The organism is Mesorhizobium sp. P2_H9, from assembly GCF_056403215.1.
This window is the reverse complement of record NZ_JBFUFX010000003.1, coordinates 432,858-453,860: the sequence shown is the minus strand read 5'-3', so window position 1 is coordinate 453,860 and position 21,003 is coordinate 432,858. Positions and strand designations below refer to the sequence as shown.

At 62.8% G+C, this 21,003-nt stretch carries 23 protein-coding genes; 12 read left to right on the top strand and 11 right to left on the bottom strand.

Annotated features, from left to right (window positions below):
• The first annotated feature begins 245 nt into the window (after window positions 1-245).
• The 3 genes from parC (at window position 246) to AC1DXN_RS08220 (ending at window position 5,436) form a co-directional block, all read left to right on the top strand.
• Complete coding sequence (gene parC / locus AC1DXN_RS08230; RefSeq protein WP_477269121.1) at window positions 246-2,498, top strand: DNA topoisomerase IV subunit A; 2,253 nt, start codon at window positions 246-248, stop codon at window positions 2,496-2,498.
• 235 nt (window positions 2,499-2,733) lie between these two features.
• Complete coding sequence (locus AC1DXN_RS08225; protein ID WP_477269123.1) at window positions 2,734-3,939, top strand: AI-2E family transporter; 1,206 nt, start codon at window positions 2,734-2,736, stop codon at window positions 3,937-3,939.
• A 246-nt stretch (window positions 3,940-4,185) separates the two neighbouring features.
• Window positions 4,186-5,436, top strand: coding sequence for an MFS transporter (locus AC1DXN_RS08220; RefSeq protein WP_477269125.1), 1,251 nt, complete (start codon window positions 4,186-4,188; stop codon window positions 5,434-5,436).
• A 35-nt stretch (window positions 5,437-5,471) separates the two neighbouring features.
• Here AC1DXN_RS08220 and AC1DXN_RS08215 read toward each other — a convergent pair whose 3' ends face one another.
• The 3 genes from AC1DXN_RS08215 to AC1DXN_RS08205 form a co-directional block, all read right to left on the bottom strand.
• Window positions 5,472-6,368 carry a DMT family transporter gene (locus AC1DXN_RS08215; protein WP_477269127.1) on the bottom strand — a complete coding sequence of 299 codons (897 nt, stop codon included), beginning with the start codon at window positions 6,366-6,368 and terminating at the stop codon, window positions 5,472-5,474.
• A gap of 128 nt (window positions 6,369-6,496) precedes the next feature.
• Complete coding sequence (locus AC1DXN_RS08210; protein ID WP_107647332.1) at window positions 6,497-7,261, bottom strand: arginyltransferase; 765 nt, start codon at window positions 7,259-7,261, stop codon at window positions 6,497-6,499.
• Window positions 7,262-7,400: 139 nt separating this feature from the next.
• The gene (locus AC1DXN_RS08205; protein ID WP_477242795.1) at window positions 7,401-7,871 is read right to left on the bottom strand and encodes an RDD family protein; all 471 of its coding nucleotides are present in this window, start codon (window positions 7,869-7,871) and stop codon (window positions 7,401-7,403) included.
• 216 nt (window positions 7,872-8,087) lie between these two features.
• Here AC1DXN_RS08205 and sthA point away from each other — a divergent pair, with 216 nt between their 5' ends.
• The 3 genes from sthA (at window position 8,088) to AC1DXN_RS08190 (ending at window position 11,388) form a co-directional block, all read left to right on the top strand.
• Entirely contained in the window at window positions 8,088-9,476 is a 1,389-nt protein-coding gene (gene sthA, locus AC1DXN_RS08200; protein ID WP_477269129.1) for a Si-specific NAD(P)(+) transhydrogenase, read from the top strand.
• A gap of 262 nt (window positions 9,477-9,738) precedes the next feature.
• Complete coding sequence (locus AC1DXN_RS08195; RefSeq protein ID WP_477242797.1) at window positions 9,739-10,380, top strand: DUF47 family protein; 642 nt, start codon at window positions 9,739-9,741, stop codon at window positions 10,378-10,380.
• A gap of 3 nt (window positions 10,381-10,383) precedes the next feature.
• Window positions 10,384-11,388, top strand: a complete 1,005-nt coding sequence (locus AC1DXN_RS08190) for an inorganic phosphate transporter (protein WP_477269131.1) — start codon at window positions 10,384-10,386, stop codon at window positions 11,386-11,388.
• Window positions 11,389-11,505: 117 nt separating this feature from the next.
• Here the strand turns inward: AC1DXN_RS08190 and AC1DXN_RS08185 are convergent, their stop codons facing one another.
• From AC1DXN_RS08185 to AC1DXN_RS08175, 3 genes are read right to left on the bottom strand one after another with little or no spacing between them, the layout of a single operon-like run.
• Window positions 11,506-11,691, bottom strand: coding sequence for a hypothetical protein (locus tag AC1DXN_RS08185; protein WP_477269132.1), 186 nt, complete (start codon window positions 11,689-11,691; stop codon window positions 11,506-11,508).
• 51 nt (window positions 11,692-11,742) lie between these two features.
• Window positions 11,743-11,886 carry a hypothetical protein gene (locus AC1DXN_RS08180; protein WP_477269134.1) on the bottom strand — a complete coding sequence of 48 codons (144 nt, stop codon included), beginning with the start codon at window positions 11,884-11,886 and terminating at the stop codon, window positions 11,743-11,745.
• 25 nt (window positions 11,887-11,911) lie between these two features.
• Window positions 11,912-12,580 (bottom strand): alpha/beta hydrolase, encoded by a 669-nt coding sequence (locus tag AC1DXN_RS08175; protein ID WP_477269136.1) that lies wholly within the window; start codon window positions 12,578-12,580, stop codon window positions 11,912-11,914.
• Between the two features lie 202 nt (window positions 12,581-12,782).
• Between AC1DXN_RS08175 and AC1DXN_RS08170 the strand changes: the two genes are divergently transcribed.
• A complete protein-coding gene (locus AC1DXN_RS08170; protein ID WP_477269138.1) occupies window positions 12,783-13,961 on the top strand; it encodes an OpgC family protein in 1,179 nt (392 codons plus the stop codon).
• 3 nt (window positions 13,962-13,964) lie between these two features.
• Here AC1DXN_RS08170 and AC1DXN_RS08165 read toward each other — a convergent pair whose 3' ends face one another.
• Entirely contained in the window at window positions 13,965-15,044 is a 1,080-nt protein-coding gene (locus AC1DXN_RS08165) for a LacI family DNA-binding transcriptional regulator (protein WP_477269140.1), read from the bottom strand.
• Between the two features lie 164 nt (window positions 15,045-15,208).
• On the opposite strand from AC1DXN_RS08165, the gene AC1DXN_RS08160 reads away from it, so the two are divergent.
• Window positions 15,209-15,340 carry a hypothetical protein gene (locus tag AC1DXN_RS08160; RefSeq protein ID WP_477269142.1) on the top strand — a complete coding sequence of 44 codons (132 nt, stop codon included), beginning with the start codon at window positions 15,209-15,211 and terminating at the stop codon, window positions 15,338-15,340.
• Window positions 15,341-15,403: 63 nt separating this feature from the next.
• Window positions 15,404-15,568 (top strand): hypothetical protein, encoded by a 165-nt coding sequence (locus tag AC1DXN_RS08155; protein ID WP_477269144.1) that lies wholly within the window; start codon window positions 15,404-15,406, stop codon window positions 15,566-15,568.
• Between the two features lie 35 nt (window positions 15,569-15,603).
• Here AC1DXN_RS08155 and AC1DXN_RS08150 read toward each other — a convergent pair whose 3' ends face one another.
• Window positions 15,604-15,972, bottom strand: a complete 369-nt coding sequence (locus AC1DXN_RS08150; protein WP_477269146.1) for a DUF423 domain-containing protein — start codon at window positions 15,970-15,972, stop codon at window positions 15,604-15,606.
• A gap of 32 nt (window positions 15,973-16,004) precedes the next feature.
• Window positions 16,005-17,252 carry a multidrug efflux MFS transporter gene (locus AC1DXN_RS08145; protein WP_477269148.1) on the bottom strand — a complete coding sequence of 416 codons (1,248 nt, stop codon included), beginning with the start codon at window positions 17,250-17,252 and terminating at the stop codon, window positions 16,005-16,007.
• A 155-nt stretch (window positions 17,253-17,407) separates the two neighbouring features.
• Between AC1DXN_RS08145 and AC1DXN_RS08140 the strand changes: the two genes are divergently transcribed.
• Entirely contained in the window at window positions 17,408-18,073 is a 666-nt protein-coding gene (locus tag AC1DXN_RS08140; protein WP_477269150.1) for a GntR family transcriptional regulator, read from the top strand.
• 110 nt (window positions 18,074-18,183) lie between these two features.
• Window positions 18,184-18,417, top strand: a complete 234-nt coding sequence (locus AC1DXN_RS08135; protein ID WP_477242807.1) for a DUF982 domain-containing protein — start codon at window positions 18,184-18,186, stop codon at window positions 18,415-18,417.
• 76 nt (window positions 18,418-18,493) lie between these two features.
• On the opposite strand, the gene AC1DXN_RS08130 is transcribed toward AC1DXN_RS08135, so the two are convergent.
• On the bottom strand, window positions 18,494-18,652 hold the full coding sequence (locus tag AC1DXN_RS08130; RefSeq protein WP_477242808.1) for a hypothetical protein: 159 nt from the start codon (window positions 18,650-18,652) through the stop codon (window positions 18,494-18,496).
• Window positions 18,653-18,855: 203 nt separating this feature from the next.
• On the opposite strand from AC1DXN_RS08130, the gene AC1DXN_RS08125 reads away from it, so the two are divergent.
• A complete protein-coding gene (locus tag AC1DXN_RS08125; RefSeq protein WP_477269151.1) occupies window positions 18,856-19,824 on the top strand; it encodes a glycosyl transferase family 90 in 969 nt (322 codons plus the stop codon).
• Window positions 19,825-19,844: 20 nt separating this feature from the next.
• On the opposite strand, the gene AC1DXN_RS08120 is transcribed toward AC1DXN_RS08125, so the two are convergent.
• The gene (locus AC1DXN_RS08120; protein ID WP_477269153.1) at window positions 19,845-20,888 is read right to left on the bottom strand and encodes an aldo/keto reductase; all 1,044 of its coding nucleotides are present in this window, start codon (window positions 20,886-20,888) and stop codon (window positions 19,845-19,847) included.
• Between the last annotated feature and the right edge of the window lie 115 nt (window positions 20,889-21,003).

Below are 21,003 nucleotides of genomic sequence, written 5' to 3'. Positions count from 1 at the left end.
TGCCTTAGACAGCGCGTGTAACAGATTGATGTTGGCAGGCGCCCGCACCGCTTCCGATGCTGTTGCACAAGGTCGGCAAATTGGAGTGCTCGCGCCGGCAATTCAGTGAAATCCATCACACAGCGCGGTCAATGGCGGTGCTCCCATTGCCGGAATGTGGGCTCATAGACCGTCCAGGGTCGCGCCGATGCGGATTCCCACACCGGCGCCTTGCCGCGAATCACCCGCTCGGCTAGTTCCAGCCCATGGGAAAAAGGCTTTTGCCGCCTCAAGATGGCGGCGGCGATCATATCGAACCGGTCGACCTGAAGAAGGCGCTGGAAGAGCGCTATCTCGCCTATGCGCTGTCGACCATCATGCACCGGGCGCTGCCGGATGTGCGCGACGGGCTGAAGCCGGTGCATCGCCGCATCATGCATGCCATGCGGCTGCTCAGGCTCAACCCCGACCAGGGCTTTGCCAAATGCGCCCGCATCGTCGGCGAGGTGATGGGCAAGTTCCATCCGCATGGCGACCAGTCGATCTACGACGCGCTGGTGCGGTTGGCGCAAGATTTTTCGATGCGCTACCCCTTGGTCGACGGGCAAGGCAATTTCGGCAACATCGACGGCGATAACGCCGCCGCCATGCGCTACACCGAAGCGCGCATGACCGATGTGGCGACCGAGCTGCTTGCCGGCATCACCGAGGACGCGGTCGACTACCGGCCGACCTACAATGAGGAGGACGAAGAGCCGGTCGTTCTGCCTGGCGCCTTCCCGAACCTGCTCGCCAACGGCTCGTCCGGCATTGCGGTCGGCATGGCGACCTCGATCCCGCCGCACAACGCCGCCGAGCTTTGCGACGCCGCCTTGCATCTGATCGAGCATCCGGATGCGCCGGTGACCAAGCTGATGGACTTCGTCCAGGGGCCTGACTTCCCGACCGGCGGCATCATCGTCGACAGCCGCGCTTCGATTCTCGAAGCCTACGAAACCGGCCGCGGCGGCTTTCGCGTCAGGGCCAAATGGAGCCAGGAGGACCAGGGCAGGGGCACCTGGAGCATCGTCGTCACCGAAATCCCCTATGGCGTCCAGAAGGCCCGGCTGATCGAAAAGATCGCCGAGCTGTTGATGGCGCGCAAATTGCCGCTGCTGGAAGATATCCGCGACGAAAGTGCGGAAGACATCCGCGTCGTGCTTGTGCCGAAGAGCCGTTCGGTCGATCCGGGCATATTGATGGAATCGCTGTTCAAGCTGACCGAGCTCGAAAGCCGCTTCCCGCTCAACATGAATGTGCTGTCGCGCGGCAAGGTGCCGAACGTCTTGTCGCTGAAGGGCGTGCTCAGGGAATGGCTGGAGCACCGCCGCGAGGTGCTGGTCCGCCGCTCGAAGCATCGCCTTGGCGAGATCGAAAGACGCCTCGAGATCCTCGCCGGCTATCTGATCGCCTACCTCAACATCGACGAGGTGATCAGGATCATCCGCGAGGAGGATGAGCCCAAGCAAGTGATGATGGCGCGCTGGTCGCTCACCGACACCCAGGCCGAAGCCATCCTCAACATGCGGCTGCGCGCCTTGCGCAAGCTGGAGGAATTCGAGATCCGCAAGGAATTCGACGGCCTCTCCACCGAGAAGAAGCAGATCGAGGCGCTGCTTGCCTCCGACGCCAAGCAGTGGTCGACGATCAAGTGGGAAGTCACCAGCATCCGCGACAAATTCGGACCGGAGACCGATCTCGGCAAGCGCCGCACCCAGTTCGCCGACGCGCCCGAACACGATTTGACCGACATCGCGCACGCCATGATTGAGCGCGAGCCGGTCACCGTGGTGGTCTCGGAAAAGGGCTGGCTCAGGGCGATGAAAGGTCACCTGACCGATCATTCCACCTTGACCTTCAAGGAGGGCGACAGCCTCAAGCTCGCTTTCCATGCCCAGACCACCGACAAGGTGCTGGTGTTTACCACCGGCGGCAAGTTCTACACCATCGGCGCCGACCGGCTGCCGGGCGGCCGCGGCCATGGCGAGCCGATCCGCATCATCGTCGACATGGACAACGACCAGGATATCGTCACCGCCTTTATCCATGACCCGAAGCGCAAACTGCTGCTGGTGTCACACGACGCCAACGGCTTTGTCGTGCCGGAAGAAGAGGTCGTCGCCAACACCCGCAAGGGCAAGCAGGTGATGAACGTCAAGTCGCCCGACGAGGCCAAGCGCTGCGTGCCGGTCACCGGCGATCATCTCGCCATTGTCGGCGAGAACCGCAAGATGCTGGTGTTCCCGCTCTCCGAAATCCCGGAGATGGGCCGCGGCAAAGGCGTTCGCCTGCAGAAGTACAAGGATGGCGGCGTGCTCGACCTCAAAACCTTCACGCTGGAGGCTGGCCTGTCCTGGCAGGATTCGGCAGACCGCACCTTCACCAAGTCGCGCGACGAACTCGCCGAATGGATTGGCGCCCGCGCGTCTGCCGGACGGATGGTGCCGAAGGGATTCCCGAGGACAGGGAAGTTCGGGTAGGAATCTCCCCCTCGTGGGGGAGATGTCGCCGAAGGCGACAGAGGGGGTCGGTACGTCCAGACGCGGCACCCCTTCGCCGGCAGAAGAGCCTAGCGCTTCACGCGCGGCGACCCCCTCTGGCCTGCCGGCCATCTCCCCCTCAAGGGGGGAGATGGCCAAGCATTTGGACTATCGTCACGATTGCGGCACTATAACAGTGCATAAACGCTGAGGTCGGCAGGGGAGAGATGGGCGTTTGAAGCAGGCTGAGATCCAGAAACCGGAACGGCATCAGCGCCTGTTCGGCCTGTCGACGCCGGTGAGGTCCGCCGTGATCCCGCCGCTGTCGGCGGCGCGCTGGCTGCTGGTGCTGATAGTAGCCGCCGGTGTCTACTTCTTCCATGGCTTCCTGTTTCCGGTGCTGGCTGCTCTGGTTATCGCCTTCGCCAGCTGGCCACTCTATCGGCGGATGCTCGCCGGCGTTGGCGGCAACCGCACGATCGCCGCGACTTTGGCGATCCTGTTCATCCTCACTTTCCTGGTGGTGCCGATTGCGCTCGCCGGCACCTATGCCATCAACGAGGTGCGCGAATGGGTCGGCTGGGCGATCGAGACCAACCGGCACGGCGCGGTGACGCCGCACTGGATTGCGACACTGCCTGTGGTCGGCGAGTGGCTGAACGAGCAGTGGACGACCAATATCGGCCATCCCGGCGGCATCGGCGAACTGATCCAGCTGGTCAGCGGCGCCAATATCGGCAGCATCTATCGCGGCGTGCTGGCTGCCGGCGGCAGCGCCTTCGGCCTGTTGCTGACGTTGCTGTTCATGATGATCGCGCTGTTCTTCGCCTATCGCGACGGCGAGCATTTCGCCGGGCAGGTCGACCGTCTCGGCGAGCGCATCCTGCCGACGCGGTGGGAGCGGATCTCGCGCGTGGTGCCGGCAACGATCTCCTCGACCGTCACCGGCATGACCGTCATCGCCATCGGCGAGGGGCTGGTGCTGGGCATCGCCTATTGGCTGGCCGGCGTGCCGTCGCCGGTGACGCTCGGCGCGCTGACCGGCGTCATGGCACTGATTCCCGGCGGCGCCCCGCTCTCGTTCACCCTGGTGTCGATCTACCTCGCCGCCAGCGGTTCGCCGATGTCCGGGCTGGCGTTGTTCCTCTGGGGCGCGGTCGAGCTGTTCATCGTCGACAAGACTTTGCGCCCAAAACTGGTCGGCGGACCGATCAAGCTGCCCTTCCTGCCGACCTTTTTCGGCCTCATCGGCGGCGTCAAGACGATGGGCTTTCTCGGCCTGTTCATCGGCCCGGTGCTGATGGCGCTGCTGGTCGCGATCTGGCGCGAATGGTTGCGTGAGGTGGAGCTGGTGGACGAACTTGCCGCCGCGCCACCCGAGGAGCTAGACGGCAGCCCGCCACAGATCGAAATTGTTACCGAGAAAAAGGCCAGGGCATAGATCCTGCGATCGGATGCCCGAGACTACGGTAATTGACGGCACTTCAATTGCTGTCTAGCTATATCGCCATGAAGTTCGAATTCGTCTTTGTCGTGGTAGGAGAGCGCATGGGCAGGGTGGTGTAGCCACCCGGCGGAAGCACCCATGCGCGGTAAGCAGGCTCCTGACGGGGCCTTTTTTTGTGCCCGCAGTCCGGGCCGGCCCTCGTCAGATTTCTGAAGATCTTCCTGACAGGGCGGCAAGACCATGACGCGCGACAGCTCAACCAAGCCTACAGGCATGCAAACCGGGGAGACGGTTTCGGCTCCACCCCCTTATGCCATCCTCATATTCCTGACGGCTCTCTCAGTTTTGCCGGTGAATATCTATTTGCCGTCGCTACCCAAGATCGCGGTCGAGTTCGACGCTGATTTCGCGCTGGTCAATCTTTCGGTTGCTGGCTATGCGATTGTCACGGCGCTGACGGAACTGATCTCAGGTGCATTGTCGGATCGATTTGGGCGCAGGCCGGTTGCATTGACTTCCATCGCGATCTTCATCCTTGCGTCCGTTGGATGCGCCCTTGCCACCAGCATTGAAGTTTTCTTGCTCCTTCGACTGATGCAAGCATCCATCGCTGCCTGCTTCTCCATCGCACTCGTGGTCATCAAGGAGACGTCGGGCGAACGCGAAGCGACAAGCCGAATAGGCTACGCCGCCATGGGGTGGGCTGTTGCGCCGATGCTCGGGCCTACCCTCGGCGGGGTGTTGGACGAGCTGTTCGGATGGCGGTCGATCTTCATCGTGCTTGCGGCGCTGGGCACGGCCATGCTGGTTTTTTGCCTGCGCGGCCTGAGAGAGACGGCTGCGCCTTCACGGCAGTCGGCAAGCAGCTATTTTGCGTCCTATTTGCAGTTGCTGGGCTCGGTCAGATTCTGGGCTTTCGCGCTGTGCATGGCCTGCTCGATGGGCACATTCTACATCTTCCTTGGCGGCGCTCCGCTGGCCATGAACGGATCGCTCGGCGGCTCAAGCGCGATGCTGGGCCTCTTTATGGGAATGGTCCCGACCGGTTTTCTGCTGGGCAGCTTTTTGTCCGGCCGATACGGGTCCGGATATGCGCGAGGCGCGGTGCTGGTGTTCGCACGGCTCCTGACCTGCCTCGGCCTGTTTTTTGGATTGATCCTGTCGATCTCGGGCGCCACTCACGCTTTGGCGTTCTTTGTGCCTTGCATGTTCATTGGCATAGGCAACGGGCTGACGATGCCCGCCGCCAATGTGGGTGTGCTGTCGGTTCGTGCCGATCTTGCCGGCACCGCCGCCGGTCTGGCTGCCGCGATGTCGTTGGCAGGCGGCGCCCTTATCGCCATGGTCGCCGGCCTGTTCCTCAGAGAAGCAGGCGCGGTGCGTCTGCTGCTCGGTATCTTGCTGGCATCGGCATCGCTCGCATTGTTGGCGGCGCTGTTCGCGGCCTTTGTCGATCGCAGCAGTTTCAAACCAGTTGCCAGATCAATCTAGCAACGCTGCCGGGGTGCGTCTTTGCGCGTGGTTGCTTAAGCCGGGTGACTGACGGCAAGCGTGGCGCGGCGCTTGCGCCCCTCATGCAATTGCCACAGCGAATGGGCGACCAGCGTGACGATGAGGATGGCGCCGCCGATCAGGCTGTTGCGGGATGGGGTTTCGGCAAAGATCGCCCACACCCAGACCGGCGCCAGCACGGTTTCGAGCAGATAGAACATCGCCACTTCCGGGCCGGAAATGTATTTCGGCCCGTTGGCGAGGCAGAAGAACGAAATCGGCATGATGACGGCGCCGTTGAAGATGATCCACCACGGCGCGTTCACCTGAACACCGGTTCTCGAGACCATGAACGCGGCGACGGCACAGGGCAGGATGACACCGATCAGCGCGGTAAAACCCATGTCCTTGCCGCTGGCGCGCGAGATGGTGATGGCGGCGGCAATCATGAACGCCGCGCACAGCGCCATCAGGTCGCCGAACAGATGCCCGGTGCCGATCGAATCGCCAACGATGATGGCGACACCGACGATCATCAGCGCGAGCGCGGCAAGCGTGATCGGCCGCGGCCGCTCCTTCAGGAACAGCCATGACAGCAGGGCTGAAAACATGGTGGTGAAGGCCAGGATGAAGACAAGGTTGGCGGTCGAGGTGTTGAAGACGCCGGTGACGAAGCAGATCGAGCCCAGCCCGTAGAGTGCGGCGACAATCAGCCCCGACCAACCGGGGATGAGCTGCGGCGCGTCCTTACTCAGCGAGCGCCAGACGGCCCAGATGACCAGCGCTGCGAGGAAAGTTGTGCCGGTGCGCAGCAAGAGGATTGTCCAGGCGCCGCCGTCGGCGAGCCGGATCAGCGGAATGTCGAAAGTCAGCGCCAGCCCGCCTATGGCGGTGATGAGAAGGCCTTTCTGGTGGTCGTGGTGGGCCGACATGCGGGCAGTTCTCTCAATGAATTTGAGGCAGCCGTAAACCGGCCCAGCGTCTGTTTTCCAGTCGATTGACCGGAAGACCAGCGGCATCCCCCTTGAAACAGTCTAAGGATGAACAGCGAAGGAAAAAATCAGCGCGAAACCGCTTCGTGGTCGTAGCGCTCCCAGCCCTTCGGGCCGAGATGCTCCTGCGGCATGAAGCGCATCTTATAGTTCATCTTGCGCGAGCCGTTGACCCAGTAGCCGAGATAGACATGGGGCAGGCCCATGGCTCTGGCGCGGGCGATGTGGTCGAGGATCATGAAGGTGCCGAGCGAACGGTCCTCGAAGTCGGGATTGAAGTAGGAATAGACCATCGACAGGCCGTCGGCCATCTTGTCGGTCAGCGCCACGGCGATCAGCTCGCCCTGGCCCTTGCCGGTGATGAAAGTGTCGGGGCCGCGTCGGCGATATTCGATGACCTTGGTGTCGACATGGGTGTCCTCAACCATCATGGCGTAGTCGAGCACCGTCATGTCGGACATGCCGCCACGGCGGTGGCGGGCGTCGAGGTAGCTGCGGAACAGCGAGTACTGCTCAGTCGACGGTTGCGCGTCGTGCATGGCGCCGACGAGATCGGAATTGTGCTGGATCACCCGCTTCATGTTGCGGCTGGCGGTGAATTCCTGCGCCAGGATGCGCACCGAGACGCAGGCTCGGCAGGTCTCGCAGGCCGGCCGGTAGGCGATGTTCTGCGAGCGCCGGAACCCGCCTTGCGTCAGCAGGTCGTTCATCTCCGGCGCCTTGTCGCCGACCAGATGCGTGAACACCTTGCGCTCGAACTGGCCCTCAAGATACGGGCACGGCGACGGCGCGGTCAGGAAGAACTGCGGCGACTGGGTCGGGTGCTGCGTCATCGAGCCTTGGAAACACTCCTGCGAATCGTCCTACCTTTGGCGCGGACGGCGAAAAATTCAACAGGATTATAGACGCTTGGTTGACCGGACGCCTTCACATTTATGCAAAAGCGGCTCCCGGGACTCGCAAAAAGCTGTTTCAACGGTCGCTGCGGCTGACCACCGTGCCGAGCAGCAGATCGTGCAGAGTGCGTTTGCGGTCGGAAAACAGGGTCACCAGAAGCACGAGCGGCGTCAGCATGACGTTGCCGGCCCAGAACAGCACCGAATGCACGACGGCGGTAAGCCCGTCGATGCGGGTGCCGTCGAGGCGGTCGAGCCGGATGCCCATCATCTTCATGCCCGTCGTGGCCTGGTCGATGCTGCCCAGCGTGTTCCAAATGTAGAGGATGGCGACAGCCGGCACGAGGATTGAGAACAGCATCCAGCCGAGACCGAGCGTCAGTAGCCCAAACAGGAACACCAGGATCGCGAACGGAATGGTCAGCAGCGCGACGATGCAATAGTCGATGATGAAGGCAAAGATGCGCCGAGAGCGCACGCCCTCATAGGCCCTGATATCTTCGAGCCTGCTGGTGATGATTTCGCCGTCAAGTACGCGCGCGTTCATGTCATATCCTCGTAATCGGGGCCGCAATAGGGTGCGGACCTGGCTGTGATGAAATGGTGAAGGCCTGCGGCATAATCAAGATCGGGCCTTTCAGCGGCATCGATGACGAAGCTGCGCCGGCGCGGTGCGAATCGGTTGAATTCACCGCACGGATGGCGTTAGCTTGCTGCGGCGCAACAAAGGCAGTCAGGCGCCAGGGGCGAGGGACGGGGCAATATGGATTATGACATGCTGGTCATCGGCAGCGGGCCTTCCGGGCGCCGCGCCGCGGTGCAATCGGCCAAGCTCGGCAAATCGGTGCTGGTGGTCGACAGGGGGCGGCGCCTCGGCGGCGTGTCCGTACACACCGGCACCATCCCGTCGAAGACACTGCGCGAGACGGTGCTCAACCTTTCCGGTTGGCGCGAGCGTGGCTTTTACGGACGCGGCTACCGGGTCAAGCAGGACATTTCGGTTGGCGATCTGGTCGAACGCCTGCACAAGACGCTCGATCACGAGGTCGAGGTGCTGCAGCACCAGTTCATGCGCAATACGGTCAAGAGCGCGCGCGCCGCGGTAAAGTTCCTCGGACCCAACAAGGTCAGCCTGACCACCGACACCGGCGACTACAGCGAAGTCGGATTCGCCCATGCGCTGATCGCGGTCGGCACCAGGCCGCATCGGCCGCGTGACGTGCCCTTCGACAAGACCCGTGTCTTCGACAGTGACGAGATGCTGGAGCTCGGCCAGTTGCCGCGCACGCTGACGGTGATCGGCGGCGGCGTCATCGGCGTCGAATATGCGACGATTTTTTCCGCGCTCGACGTGCCGGTGACGTTGGTCGAGCCGCGCAACACCATCCTCGATTTCGTCGACCGCGAGATCGTCGACGATTTCATCCACCAGATGCGCGACCGCGGCATGACGATCCGGCTGGGCAGCGCGGTGAAGGAAATCCGCTCCAAGCCGGAGGCCGCGGAAGTCGAACTGGCCGATGGCCGCACCATCCGTTCGGATGTCGTACTCTACGCCGCCGGTCGCACCGGCAATGTCGGAACCTTGGGCCTCGACCTGGTCGGCATCGACGCCGATTCCAGGGGCCGCATCAAAGTCGACCCGCAGACTTTCCAGACCAGCGTGCCCAACATTTATGCCGCCGGCGACGTCATTGGCTTTCCGAGCCTTGCCTCCACCTCAATGGAGCAGGGCAGGGTGGCCGCCTGCCATGCTTTTGGCGTGCCCTTGCCGCCGCCGCCGGAAACCTTTCCCTATGGCATCTACGCGGTGCCGGAAATCTCCACCGTCGGCCAGTCCGAGGAACAGGTGCGCGACAGTGGCGCTGCTTATGAGGTCGGCGTGGCGCGCTTCCGCGAGACCTCGCGCGGCCACATCATGGGCGTCAACACCGGCTTCCTGAAGCTGCTGTTCTCAATCGAAACCCGCCGCCTGCTCGGCGCCCACATCGTTGGCGAGGGCGCCACCGAACTCATTCACATCGGCCAGGCGGTGATCAACCTCGGCGGCACCGTCGATTTCTTCGTCAACAACACCTTCAACTATCCCACGCTCGCCGAAGCCTACAAGATCGCCGGGCTGGATGCCTGGAACAGGATGGGGCGAGGGTAGGCGGTTACTTCTGCTCAGCCTTCCATCTGGGCGAGCAGCGACAGCATGACGTCGGCCGAAGGCATCGGCAGCACCGCTTCGATTTCCGCCGGCCGCACGCCGGCGATCTTCATCGCAGATATCCTGCGCTTCTCGAAAGTCGGTTTCCGTCTCAAGCCTCGTTGTCCGCATCCACATCTTTCAGCCGGCTTACTGTTTCCAGTGGCTCGCTGGGGCGCTATGTGAATGGACAGGGTCATGGAAGCGCGACGGGAGGTCGGACATGCTGGGCTGGTTCCGCAAGCTGCTGCCGCGCGAGGATCGATTCTTCGAGCTGTTCGAGCGACATTCCCGCACCGTGGTCGGCGGCGCCGAGGCGCTGGAGCAGCTTCTGCAGGGCAAGGACATCGATCGCTGGTGTCAGAAGATCATCGATCTCGAGGATGAGGCCGATCATATCACCGCCGAAGTACTGCTTGCGGTGCGGCGCTCCTTCATCACGCCTTTCGATCGCGGCGACATCAAGGATCTGATCCAGTCGATGGATGATGCCATCGACATGATGCACAAGACCGTCAAGACGGTGAAGCTGTTCGAAAAGAAGGAATTCGACCCGCTGATGCAGGAAATGGGCGGCGTCATCGTCGCTGCCGCCAAGCTGGTCGCCGAGGCGATCCCGCTGCTGAGCAAGGTCGGCACGCACACCGTGCGCCTCAACGCCATCGCCGAAGAGGTCATGCGCGTCGAAAGCCGCGCCGACGATCTGCACGAGCAAGGGCTGAAGGACCTGTTCAAGCGGCACGGCCGCAGCGACCCGATGGCTTACCTGATCGGCAGCGAGATTTACGGCCAGCTGGAAAAGGTGGTCGACCGTTTCGAGGACGTCGCCAACGAGATCAGCGGCATCGTCATCGAGAATGTTTAGGTGATGGAAGCCACCATTGCCTTTCCCGTGCTGATCGGCCTTGTCGCCGTGGCGCTGTTCTTCGATTTTCTCAACGGCCTGCACGATGCCGCCAATTCCATCGCCACCATCGTCTCCACCCGCGTGCTGCGGCCGCAATATGCCGTTCTGTGGGCGGCTTTCTTCAATTTCATCGCCTTCATGTTCTTCGGTCTCCATGTCGCCGAGACAGTGGGGAAGGGCATCGTCGACGTCAGCATCGTCACGCCGGCGGTGATCTTCTCAGCCCTTGTCGGCGCCATTGTCTGGAACATCGTCACCTGGATTGCCGGCATCCCGTCGAGCAGTTCGCATGCGCTGATCGGCGGGCTGGTCGGTGCCGGCGTTGCCAAGGGTGGGGTCGGCGCCATCGTCTGGACGGGGCTTGGCAAGACGGTCGCCGCGATCGTCCTGTCACCGGCGACAGGTTTTGTTCTGGCGCTTGCCCTGATCCTTGTCGTTTCCTGGCTGTTCGTGCGCCAGACGCCGTTCGCCGTCGACAGCACCTTCCGCGTCCTGCAGTTCTTTTCCGCCTCGCTCTATTCGCTCGGCCATGGCGGCAACGACGCCCAGAAAACCATGGGCATCATCGCCGTGCTGCTCTATTCGCAAGGCATGCTCGGCGCCAATTTCTATGTGCCGCTGTGGGTCGTCCTCACCTGTCAGACGGCGCTGGCGCTCGGCACCTTGTTCGGCGGCTGGCGCATCGTCCACACAATGGGTTCGAAGATCACCCGGCTGAACCCGATGCAGGGCTTCTGCGCCGAGACCGGTGGTGCCACCACCCTGTTTGCCGCCACCTGGCTCGGCGTTCCAGTGTCGACCACGCATACCATCACCGGCGCCATCATCGGCGTCGGCGCGGCCCGCCGCGTCTCGGCCGTACGCTGGGGCATCGCCGGGAACATCGTCATTGCCTGGATCGTCACTTTGCCGGCCACGGCCGCCATTTCGGCCCTCACCTATCTTGTCACGCGCCTGGGCGGCTGACGCGGAGAGGACGCCGAAATCTGAATATGAACGTCCATAGAGATCTGACGCAAAATCTATGGCCCTGAAGTGCCGTTCGATTTCTTGCCAAAAGCCGGTTGTCGTCCAACCCAACCCTTATCGGGTTTTTGTCAGATTTCTGCTAGGCAACGGTTTCACGACGCGGGCCTCTTTGAGGGTTTTGAGTGCCTCCTCTTTGGTGAGGCCGAACTTGCGGGCAAAGTAGGCGGCTTCGATCGCCATTTCGCGATCTGCCAAGGATTCGATCCTCTGCTTTGCCTTCTTGCCCACGACAGGAATCATAGCACATTCCGCTAGATAGCTCCAATTAAGCTCGTCGAACGCGATGGCTTGTCAACCGCGTAGGGGCAGCGCCAGTGGCTTCTCGGCTTCCTTCGCCTCGATCAGCGCAACGATGTCTGCAATCTCCCAACGCTTTCCGGCGACGCCGTAAATCTTGACCAGCATGGCGTAGTCGATCTCGCCGCGGAATGCCATGCGGCCGTCGCCGCGCGCTGAGCGGTCAATCCGCCTGTGTGATGGCCGCTGGGCCTGCCAGCCATTGCCTGACGATTTCGGCATCCCGGCCGCCGAATTCATGACCTGATGGGATGATCCGGGCGTCGATCTCGGCGCCGCGCTGGCTGAGCAGTAACACCAGCGCCGGCGCGAAAGGGGCGTAGGTCAGGTCGGCGGCACCAGCAATGATCAGCACTTGCGCCTTGCTGAGGTCCGCCGGCGGCACGTCGTCCAGCACCGGCATGGCGCGTAACAGCGCCGCCCGTTCGACGAGGCCCGGATGCAGCAGCATCATGCTGGAAACCAGATTGGCACCGTTCGAATAACCGAGAAATGTGGAGCGGGAGAGATCGAGGTTTTGGCGCTTCGCGGCGTCGGCAATGAAATCCGCGAATGCGTCTGTCTCCGTGCGGATGCTGTCCTGCTCGAAGCGCGTCGGCGTGATGCGTGTAAACCAGCGGAACCCGTCCTCCTGGGGGATGCGGCCACGCACCGCCACCAGCACCGCGCGCGGCGCGATCTGCCGGCCGAGCGGGACCAGCGTGGTCTCGTCGACGCCGGAACCATGCAGCAGAAAAAGCACTTCGCCGGTTGCATCGGCAGGCCTGTAGAGGCGGTAGGGAAAGTCCAGGTCGCGCCTCAGAAGTCCATCTTCGGCGGCCTCTTCAGTCATCATCACATCCTTTTGATTTAACGTCACTTTTGTTCATTTGCCGGCTTCAAAACGGAATATTTTCATGCTCCGTGAAAGTTGATTGAACCAGGCTAACTTCAGTCCGTTTCTGCGCCGATACACTCTCTCACGGGAGGAATCGAAGCGGTGCGTCGGGGGTCGCATTGCCCCTATGAACGACCAGCTTTGAGGCCTTTTGTCGATGTCCATGCCAATTTCGTCCGAACGCGACACGCGTATCGATGTGTTTCGCGCACTCGCGCTGATCACAATATTCGTCGACCACGTGCCAGGCACCGCGTTCGAAACCCTGACCTACAAGAATTTCGGCTTTTCGGACGCCGCGGAAGCGTTCGTGCTGATCTCCGGCATGGCCGTCGCGCTCGCCTATGGCAGCAAATTCCAGCCGGGAGGCCGGCTGCTGGCGACGCTGAAAATGTGGCGGCGGGCGGGTGTGCTCTATGCCGCCCATATCGTCACCACGATGGCGGTGATGGCCATGTTCTGCGCGGCGGCGGTGTTTGCCCGTCGCCCGGAGCTGCTGAAACTGATCAACATCGAGCCGCTGATGAAAAACACGCCGGAGGTGCTGATCGGCATCGTCACGCTTGGTCATCAGCTCGGCTACAACAACATCTTACCGGTCTATGCAGCGCTGCTGCTGATGGCGCCGGCCTTCCTGCTGTTCGTCAGCTACCGGCCGCTGCTGGCGCTGGCCGTGTCCGGCACGTTGTGGCTGGTTGCCGGAATCTACCAGATCGCGCCGCCCAATTATCCCGAGCCGGGGTTCTGGTTTCTCAATCCGCTGTCGTGGCAGTTCCTCTTCAACATCGGCCTGGCGGGCACGCTGCATGTCAGGCGCGGCGGCACCATTCCAGTCAATCGCTGGCTGGTCGGCGCGGCGGCAATCTATGTCGCGGGAGCGCTTGTCTGGGTGCACAGCCCGCTCTGGGGGCACGTGTCATGGCTGGATCTGCCGGTGGTGCTGACCGGCTTCGACAAGACGTTCCTGTCGTTGCCGCGGTTGCTGCACATTCTGGCGATGAGCTATTTGATCGTTGCCTTTCCGGCCATCTCGAACCTGTTCCGCACCGCTCGCGATCATCCGCTCGCCATACTCGGCAAGCGCTCGCTGCCGGTGTTCATCGCCGGCACGGTGCTCGCCATGGCAGCGCAGGTGCTGAAGCTGATCAATCCCGGAGGCCTTGTCTATGACACTCTGCTGATCGCTGCAGGCATCGCCATGCAGTTCGCGCTCGCCTTCTATCTCGAATGGTTTTCGACCGTCGGTGCATCCGGCAAGAGGCCGACACACAGCGAAGCAGCCTCCGGGCGGGCCTCCTTCAGCGCGCAGCCGGCGGCGGCAGGCGCCAACCGATAGGGTTCAAGCTTTCTTGGGCGGCCCGGCCGAAGCCCTGACGATCAGCTCGACATCGAGTATTTCGCGCAGCACCTTGCCGTCGAAATCAAGGATCGCCCGCGCCGCCCGGCGGCCCATCTCGGCAATCGGCTGGGCGACCGTGGTCAGCGCAGGATCGCAAAGTGCGGCGCCAGGCACGCCGTCGAAGCCGACGATGGAGACATCGCCGGGCACCGCTATACCCCGCGCAGCCAGCCATTCGATGGCGATCATGGCCATCCGGTCCGACATCGCCAGGATAGCTGTGGGCTTCTCACCGCTTGCGAAAATGGTTTCGAGGCCGGCTCTCGTGCTGGCCTCGTCGTTTTCGGTCTCGTAAACCGGCACCTTGGCGGTGTCGACGCCGAAGCCGGAAAGCACCTCGAAGTAGCCGGCAAGGCGGTCGCGCGTGCCGGTGTAGACCGCCGCCGCGACCTGCTCAGGCGAAACAAGGCCGGTGCGGCCGTCGGCGAACTGCAGCGACAGCACGGCGAAGCGGCGATGGCCAAGCTCGGCGAGATGGCGCGCCGCCATGCGGGCGCCGGCGACATTGTCGACACCGATCGCCGAAACCGTCTCGTCCTCGAAGCCGAGCTCAAGCGCAACGAAGGGCAGCTTGCGCTCGCGTGTCAGCTCGACAAGGCGCGAGCCGCCCTCGATGCAAAACAGGATGAAGCCGTCGACCAGCGCGCTCTGGATGTTCCACGCAAGCTTTTCCTCATTGCTGGCGGACACCAGTGCTATGCCGGCGCCGGTGGCGTCGCATGCCGTGGAAATACTGGCCATCATGGCCCGGGCATAGGGATCGTCGAAGAAATAGGCGAGGGGTTCGCCTGTCGCGACGCCGATCGCATTGACCTTGCCGGCGCGCAGCAGCCGGCCCTTGGGGTCGGGCCCGGCGTAGCCCATCGCTTCCGCCGCCGCCTTGACCCGCTCGCGCACTTCCTCGCGCACGATCTCGGGACGGCTGAAGACATTGGAGGCAGTGCCGTGCGAAACCCCGGCGGCCTTGGCGATGTCCGCCAGCCGGATGGGTCTTGTGCTGCCTTCGCCGCGTAGCGCCATTTTTGCTTGCCTCCATCTCCCATCTAGCACGTTCGTTGGCAGCATCTAGCACTTTCGTTGGATCGATTCAAATTTTTGCTTGACATCCGCCCGTCAAGGCCTATGTTTGAATCGATCCAAGTGTCATGCCAATTGTGGTTGGATCGCTTGAAGAGGAGGGTGCCATGCATCCCGTCAACTATCTGTTCGAAGACATCTACGGCAACGACTGGGGCATCGCTCCGGTTGCCCGGAAGCGCCGCGGCAAGACCGGGAAGCGCGATCTGCGTTTCCTCGTGGAGCGCAAACGGAGCTGATCGGCGCGGCATTTTTGTGCCAGTCGATTGGATCGATTCAAGTTTCATAACAGGGAGAGTGCCATGCATCCCGTCAATCGTCTGTTCGAAGAAATTCTTCGCAATTATTGGGGTATGTCGCCGGCCTCCAATCGGCCGGAGCGGCGGCGTGCCGCCGAGCCGGCCACGCGCGACCGTGAACTGCCGCTCCGACCTGAGCGCCGAGAGGACGAGCGCCGGCAAGGGTGAACGTCAGTAGGCTGACGCTCACAACAGGGCGAACCTCAAGCCCGTGGACGCACCAGCGCCGAGCCGGCAATCACCAGCCAGCCGGCGATGAGCAAGGTGCCGCCGATCGGCGCCGACATCGGAAACAGCCTTGAGCCAAGGAAGTCTCGGGCGAGAAGATCGCCCGCGAACAGCAGCAGCCCGGCGAGAAGGATGAAGCTTCCGCATCGCAGCATCCGGTTTGCGCCGGTAAGGCCGGCGGCAAGAAACACCGGCGCATGCATGATCAGGAACGACGCGGCCGTGCCGACGAAGGCGCCGCCCAGATGCGCCGCCGCGGCCGACAGCGCCACGCCCGCCGCGCCGCACAGGCCGCCGGCAAAAACCAGGATGCGGCCACTGTTGCCTGCAAGCTGATCGGCCATGTCAATGTCTCCGTGATCTGAAATAGCCTGTGTCAGGATTTGCCGGCTTGCACCAGCATGTCGCGTGCGCGGCGTGACTGGACCAGCCAGTTATACACCGCGCCGCCCGCCATCAGTACCGATGTGCCGAGAAACACCGCCCGCATGCCGAAATGGCCGCCGACAAAGCCGCCAAGCAGCGGCCCGGCAACCTGTCCGACATACTGCGCCGAGATCGACAAGCCAAGCACATTGCCGCCGACGCCGTCCGGAACATTGTGGCGAATGACGCTGGTGATGCAGGGCAACAGACCGCCCAGCGCCAGGCCCATCAGGAAACGCAAGGCCACCAGCTGCCAGCCCTCGGTGACGAAAGCCTGCGGGATGAGCAGCAGCGCCGAGACGGCAAGGGCGCCGACGATGACGTTCCAGTGGCCGATGCGATCGGCGAGCTTGCCGAGACGCGAGGCCGACAGGATGGCGCCGAGCGCGGCCGCCGACATGACGACGCCGGAGATCAACGTGACCCGGCTCTGATCCTCGATGAGCTGCTGCACATAGACGGTGATGATCGGCTCGATCGACATGGTGGCGAAACTCAACAGCATGCCAGTCGCCAGCATGGCGACGACGGGGCGCTTGTCGGGAATCTGTGCCCAGCCACCTCTGGGTTTCTCCTTTGACCTGGTGTCTGTCGCGACCGGGCGAGGGTTCTCCTTGATGAGAAAGGTCGTCGCCAGGAAGGCCAGGAAAATGACGCCGCCAGAGATGAGGAAGGTGGTGCGGATGCCGATCAATGGCGGCAGCACGCCGCCGAGCAGGGGGCCGACCAAGGCGCCGGCGGTTATGCCGGCCGACATCACACCCAGCGCCCAGCCGGAGCGCTCCTTGGGGGTCTGCATGGCGACAAGGATGGTCGAACCCGAGGAATAGCCGCCGGCAAATCCGATCAGCAGGCGCAGCAGCACCAGTTGCCAGACGGTCTGCACCATGCCGGTCAGCGACATGCAGATGGCCATGCCGAAGCTGGCGCGCACCAGCATCAGCTTGCGGCCATAGCGGTCACCCAGCCGTCCCCACAGAGGCGCGACCAGCGCCGCCGCAAAGAAGGTCGCGCCATAGGCGATGCCGGACCATTGCACGATTGCCGCGTGGCCCTCGGCTCCGAGCTGCTCGACATAGAGCGGCAGGAACGGCAGCAGTAGCGTCATGGCGATCAGCGTGCTGAACGAGCCGGCAACGCAAACGAAGAGATTGCGCCGCCAATGGGCGTTGTATGTGCCTGCGCTGTCTTGCGGCATGTCATTTGTCCTGTCCCGGCAGCCGATGGCTTGCTGTGGATACCATTTTGGGATACCAAGTTGGTATCCGTCTTGGACGCAAGTCCGGCTGCTGTCAATGCGGCATCCTCGAACGGTCGGCCGATTGGTCCAGTGACAAGAACAACGGAATAAAAATGTCGCAGATGCAGAATGTCGAAAAACAGCTTCGCGAGATGATCCTCGGCCTCGAGATCGGCCCTGGCGAGCGGCTGACGGAGCGTTGGATAGAAGGCCGCTTCGGCGCGTCGCGCACGCCGGTCAGGGCGGCACTGCTGCGGCTGGAGACGGAGGGGCTGATCTGCCGCGACGGGCGCGGCTGGACGGTGTCGCCGATCAACCTTGCCGAGCTTGAGCAGATCGCCGTCTATCGCGAGGCGGTCGAGGTCGCGGCGCTGCGCCTGACCTGCGCCCTTGAGGACAGGAGCGCCGTCGACGTCATCGAAGCGATGCTCGACTCCTGCGATGCCGGCACCCCGCGCGAGGAATGGCACCGCGTCGGCATGGATTTCCACATCGAGCTGGCGCGTCTGTCCGGCAACGAGTTTCTGTTCAGGGCTGTGCGCGATGCGATGACGCGTCTGTCGCGCGCCCGCTGGCTTGAGGTCCGCGACGAGGCAGCCCTTGGCCGGGCCTGGGCCGAGCACCACGCCATTCTGGCGGCGGTGCAGGCTGGCGACGCCGACGAGGCGGCAGGCCGGCTCTCAACCCACATCGTGGGCAGCCGCGACCGGCTGGTGACGTCGCTGCACAATGACCGGCGCGGCCTGCGCGCCAGGGGCTTTGCCGTCGTCGCCGCCTGACGCACGTCATCACGAAAAGGCAGAACGGGCAGTGCAATCACTTTCGGCCTCGCTTCGCGAACGCCGATGGCGTAAGAGCGGCCATGGAAAACAACCGATTTGAAACACCCGTGACCGTCAAGTCGGTCGCGGAGGGAAGCACTCAGCTCTTGCGTACGGCGCGCGAGGCTTCCGATTATCTGCTCAACAGCTGGCCCGGCAAGCGCAGCATGAAGCACCGCGAAGCGCTGCAGGCCTGTCATGACGCGCTGGCCGGCGACAAGCCGGCGATGAACGCAAGGCGCGCCTTCATCGCCGCCGCGCGCGAAGTGAACGTCTTCGTCAGCGACAAGATGCCGGCCTGAGCACGGCAAGGACCGGCTCGAGCTTGACGTAACCGGGAGGCGTAAGCCGGTCTGCCGCGCCGGGTCGGATGCCGCTCTATTCTGCCGTTTCGGTCTCGGCTTCAGCGTTGGTCTCGCTCTCGGGCGTCGAACGATCCTTGGCCGCGACCTTGGCCGCCAGCTTCTCCGCCTTCTTGGCAGCCTTCTGCCGGTCACGCTCCTTGCGTTCTTGCCCGTAGTTCGGTGGTCGTGCCATGTCGTATCCTTTCTCTAGACTTGCCCCTGCCTAGGAGCATTGGGCTGCAAACACAACACCGCAGGGGACGATCGGCACCCATAGATGCCCTGCGGTGAGCTTCCGAGTGGTTCCGGGCTTGCAAGATAGGCGGCACAATGGTGTAGGAAAGACTTGAGGCGCCGAAATGCTGGGGCCGCCAGTCTGTTTTGATCAAGTGACCGATGGCCACAGTCCTACGCAACTCAGTCAAGGTGTTCTACTACGCACGCAACGTCGTGCGCGATCTGGCGCCGCAGGCATTGTTCCGCAGCCGGCTGGCCGGTCGGCTTCGCCAGGCAAGCCTTTCCGACGCGGCGGTGCGCGAACGGCTGGATTACTACAACAAGCTGCAGCACGCCTTCGTGCCGAGCCCGAATGCCGTGCCTGTCCGCCGATTGCCGTTCAGGCCGAGCATGTATTATTACGACCTGAAGGAATTCGCCCGCTATTTCGATCCGGGCCTGCTGATCGATCTGGAGTTCGGCGACGTCATTGACGTGCCAAAAGTGCCTTCGATCGTCAAGGATCGGCCAATCCAGGACGACAACAGCAATGCCGTGCTGATGAAGCTCGACAAGTTTCGTCATTTCAACATGCCCGCCGACACCATGCGTTTCGCGGACAAGCGTCCGGCCGTGGTCTGGCGCGGCGAACTCAACAATCCGATCCGGACGCTGTTCCTGAAGGCGGTGCGCGATCTGCCGTTCTGCGATGTCGGCTCACCCAAGTCGACCGCGGCGGCTTACCGCAAGCCATATCTCAGCATCGACCAGCAGCGGCACTACCGCTACATCGTTTCGCTCGAAGGCAATGATGTGGCGACCAACCTCAAATGGATCATGAGTTCGAATTCGCTGTGTCTGATGCCGCCGCCGACATACGAGACCTGGTTCGCCGAAAAGCAGATAGAAGCTGATATCCACTATGTGCCGCTCGCCCCGGATTTCTCCGATCTTGCCGAAAAAATGCGGTATTTCGAGCAGCATCCGGCGGAGGCCGAACGCATCATTGCCGCCGCCAACGCCTATTGCCGAAAGTTTTGCAACGAGCAGACCGAGCAGGCGATCTCGCTGCTCGTGCTCTACAAATATTTCGTGCTCAGTGGCCAGGTCGAGCCCGACGCCGAGGTCTGGCGCTATATCTCGGGCTAGCGCCGGCGCTTCTAGGTCGCTCAGACACCGCTCCGGTCGATGACCAGATCGGCCGGACCGAAGCGGTCCTTTGCCGTGAGCTGCTGGTGCCAGTAGGGATAGAGCAAGGGCGGCCTGCTGACGGCGTCAAGCCGGGCGCGCTCGTCCTCGGCAAGCACCAGGCTTGCAGCGGCAATGTTGTCCTTGAAGTGCGCTTCGGTGCGCCCACCAATCACCAGCGAACTGACCGCGGGGCGGCCGAGCAGCCAGGCCAGCGCCACCTGCGCCGCCGAAACGCCACGGCTCTTGCCGATCTCGACCAGCACGTCGACGATCCGCCACAGCCGGTCCTCATCACGGATCGGCGGCTCCGACCAGCCGCTGAGCTGGCGGGCCGTAGGGCTGTCGCGATTGTACTTGCCCGACAGCAATCCGCCGGCAAGCGGGCTCCATACCAGCACGCCAAGCCCCTGATCGACCGAGATTGGCAGAAGTTCGTATTCGGCTTCGCGCGCTTCCAGCGTGTAGTGGATCTGCTGGGTGACGAAACGCGGCTGATGACTTCTGTCGCTGATCCCCAACGCCTTCATCACTTGCCAACCGGAATAATTGGAGCAGCCGACATAGCGGACTTTGCCCTGCGCCACCAAAGTGTCGAGCGCGGCGATGGTTTCCTCGAGCGGCGTCACGCCGTCCCATTCGTGCAGGAAATAGATGTCGATGACATCGGTCCTGAGGCGCTTCAGGCTCTTCTCGCACTCGCGGATCAGGTGGTAGCGCGACAGGCCTTCGTCGTTCGGACCCTTGCCGATCCGCATGCGCGCCTTGGAGGCGATCAGCACATCGCCCTTGCGCTTGCCGCCGAGCGCTTCGCCGATGATCTCTTCCGAAAGCCCGTTCGAATAGACATTGGCGGTGTCGATGAGATTGATGCCGGCATCGATGCAGGTGTCGATGATACGCCTGGCTTCCGCGACGTCGGAATTGCCGACGGCGGCGAACGGCCCGGTGCCGCCGAAGGTCATGGTGCCCAGCGTCAGCGTCGAAACTTTCAGGCCGGAACGGCCAAGCGTGCGGTATTCCATGTCAAATCCTCGCAATTTCGGTGGGGAGGGCAGGGGAGCCCGAACGGGTTCGGCATTTGTAGGACAATATGAGTGGCTTGTCGCCATGCCACGGCGACGGATCGACCATGCCTCG

Excerpts from the sequence above, each read along its gene's own strand:
- parC (WP_477269121.1), top strand. The coding sequence starts at position 246 with ATGGGAAAAAGGCTTTTGCCGCCTCAAGATGGCGGCGGCGATCATATC.
- AC1DXN_RS08220 (WP_477269125.1), top strand. The coding sequence starts at position 4,186 with ATGACGCGCGACAGCTCAACCAAGCCTACAGGCATGCAAACCGGGGAG.
- AC1DXN_RS08215 (WP_477269127.1), bottom strand. The coding sequence starts at position 6,368 with ATGTCGGCCCACCACGACCACCAGAAAGGCCTTCTCATCACCGCCATA.
- AC1DXN_RS08210 (WP_107647332.1), bottom strand. The coding sequence starts at position 7,261 with ATGACGCAGCACCCGACCCAGTCGCCGCAGTTCTTCCTGACCGCGCCG.
- AC1DXN_RS08205 (WP_477242795.1), bottom strand. The coding sequence starts at position 7,871 with ATGAACGCGCGCGTACTTGACGGCGAAATCATCACCAGCAGGCTCGAA.
- sthA (WP_477269129.1), top strand. The coding sequence starts at position 8,088 with ATGGATTATGACATGCTGGTCATCGGCAGCGGGCCTTCCGGGCGCCGC.
- AC1DXN_RS08195 (WP_477242797.1), top strand. The coding sequence starts at position 9,739 with ATGCTGGGCTGGTTCCGCAAGCTGCTGCCGCGCGAGGATCGATTCTTC.
- AC1DXN_RS08190 (WP_477269131.1), top strand. The coding sequence starts at position 10,384 with ATGGAAGCCACCATTGCCTTTCCCGTGCTGATCGGCCTTGTCGCCGTG.
- AC1DXN_RS08185 (WP_477269132.1), bottom strand. The coding sequence starts at position 11,691 with ATGATTCCTGTCGTGGGCAAGAAGGCAAAGCAGAGGATCGAATCCTTG.
- AC1DXN_RS08180 (WP_477269134.1), bottom strand. The coding sequence starts at position 11,886 with ATGGCATTCCGCGGCGAGATCGACTACGCCATGCTGGTCAAGATTTAC.
- AC1DXN_RS08175 (WP_477269136.1), bottom strand. The coding sequence starts at position 12,580 with ATGACTGAAGAGGCCGCCGAAGATGGACTTCTGAGGCGCGACCTGGAC.
- AC1DXN_RS08170 (WP_477269138.1), top strand. The coding sequence starts at position 12,783 with ATGTCCATGCCAATTTCGTCCGAACGCGACACGCGTATCGATGTGTTT.
- AC1DXN_RS08165 (WP_477269140.1), bottom strand. The coding sequence starts at position 15,044 with ATGGCGCTACGCGGCGAAGGCAGCACAAGACCCATCCGGCTGGCGGAC.
- AC1DXN_RS08160 (WP_477269142.1), top strand. The coding sequence starts at position 15,209 with ATGCATCCCGTCAACTATCTGTTCGAAGACATCTACGGCAACGACTGG.
- AC1DXN_RS08155 (WP_477269144.1), top strand. The coding sequence starts at position 15,404 with ATGCATCCCGTCAATCGTCTGTTCGAAGAAATTCTTCGCAATTATTGG.
- AC1DXN_RS08150 (WP_477269146.1), bottom strand. The coding sequence starts at position 15,972 with ATGGCCGATCAGCTTGCAGGCAACAGTGGCCGCATCCTGGTTTTTGCC.
- AC1DXN_RS08145 (WP_477269148.1), bottom strand. The coding sequence starts at position 17,252 with ATGCCGCAAGACAGCGCAGGCACATACAACGCCCATTGGCGGCGCAAT.
- AC1DXN_RS08140 (WP_477269150.1), top strand. The coding sequence starts at position 17,408 with ATGTCGCAGATGCAGAATGTCGAAAAACAGCTTCGCGAGATGATCCTC.
- AC1DXN_RS08130 (WP_477242808.1), bottom strand. The coding sequence starts at position 18,652 with ATGGCACGACCACCGAACTACGGGCAAGAACGCAAGGAGCGTGACCGG.
- AC1DXN_RS08125 (WP_477269151.1), top strand. The coding sequence starts at position 18,856 with ATGGCCACAGTCCTACGCAACTCAGTCAAGGTGTTCTACTACGCACGC.
- AC1DXN_RS08120 (WP_477269153.1), bottom strand. The coding sequence starts at position 20,888 with ATGGAATACCGCACGCTTGGCCGTTCCGGCCTGAAAGTTTCGACGCTG.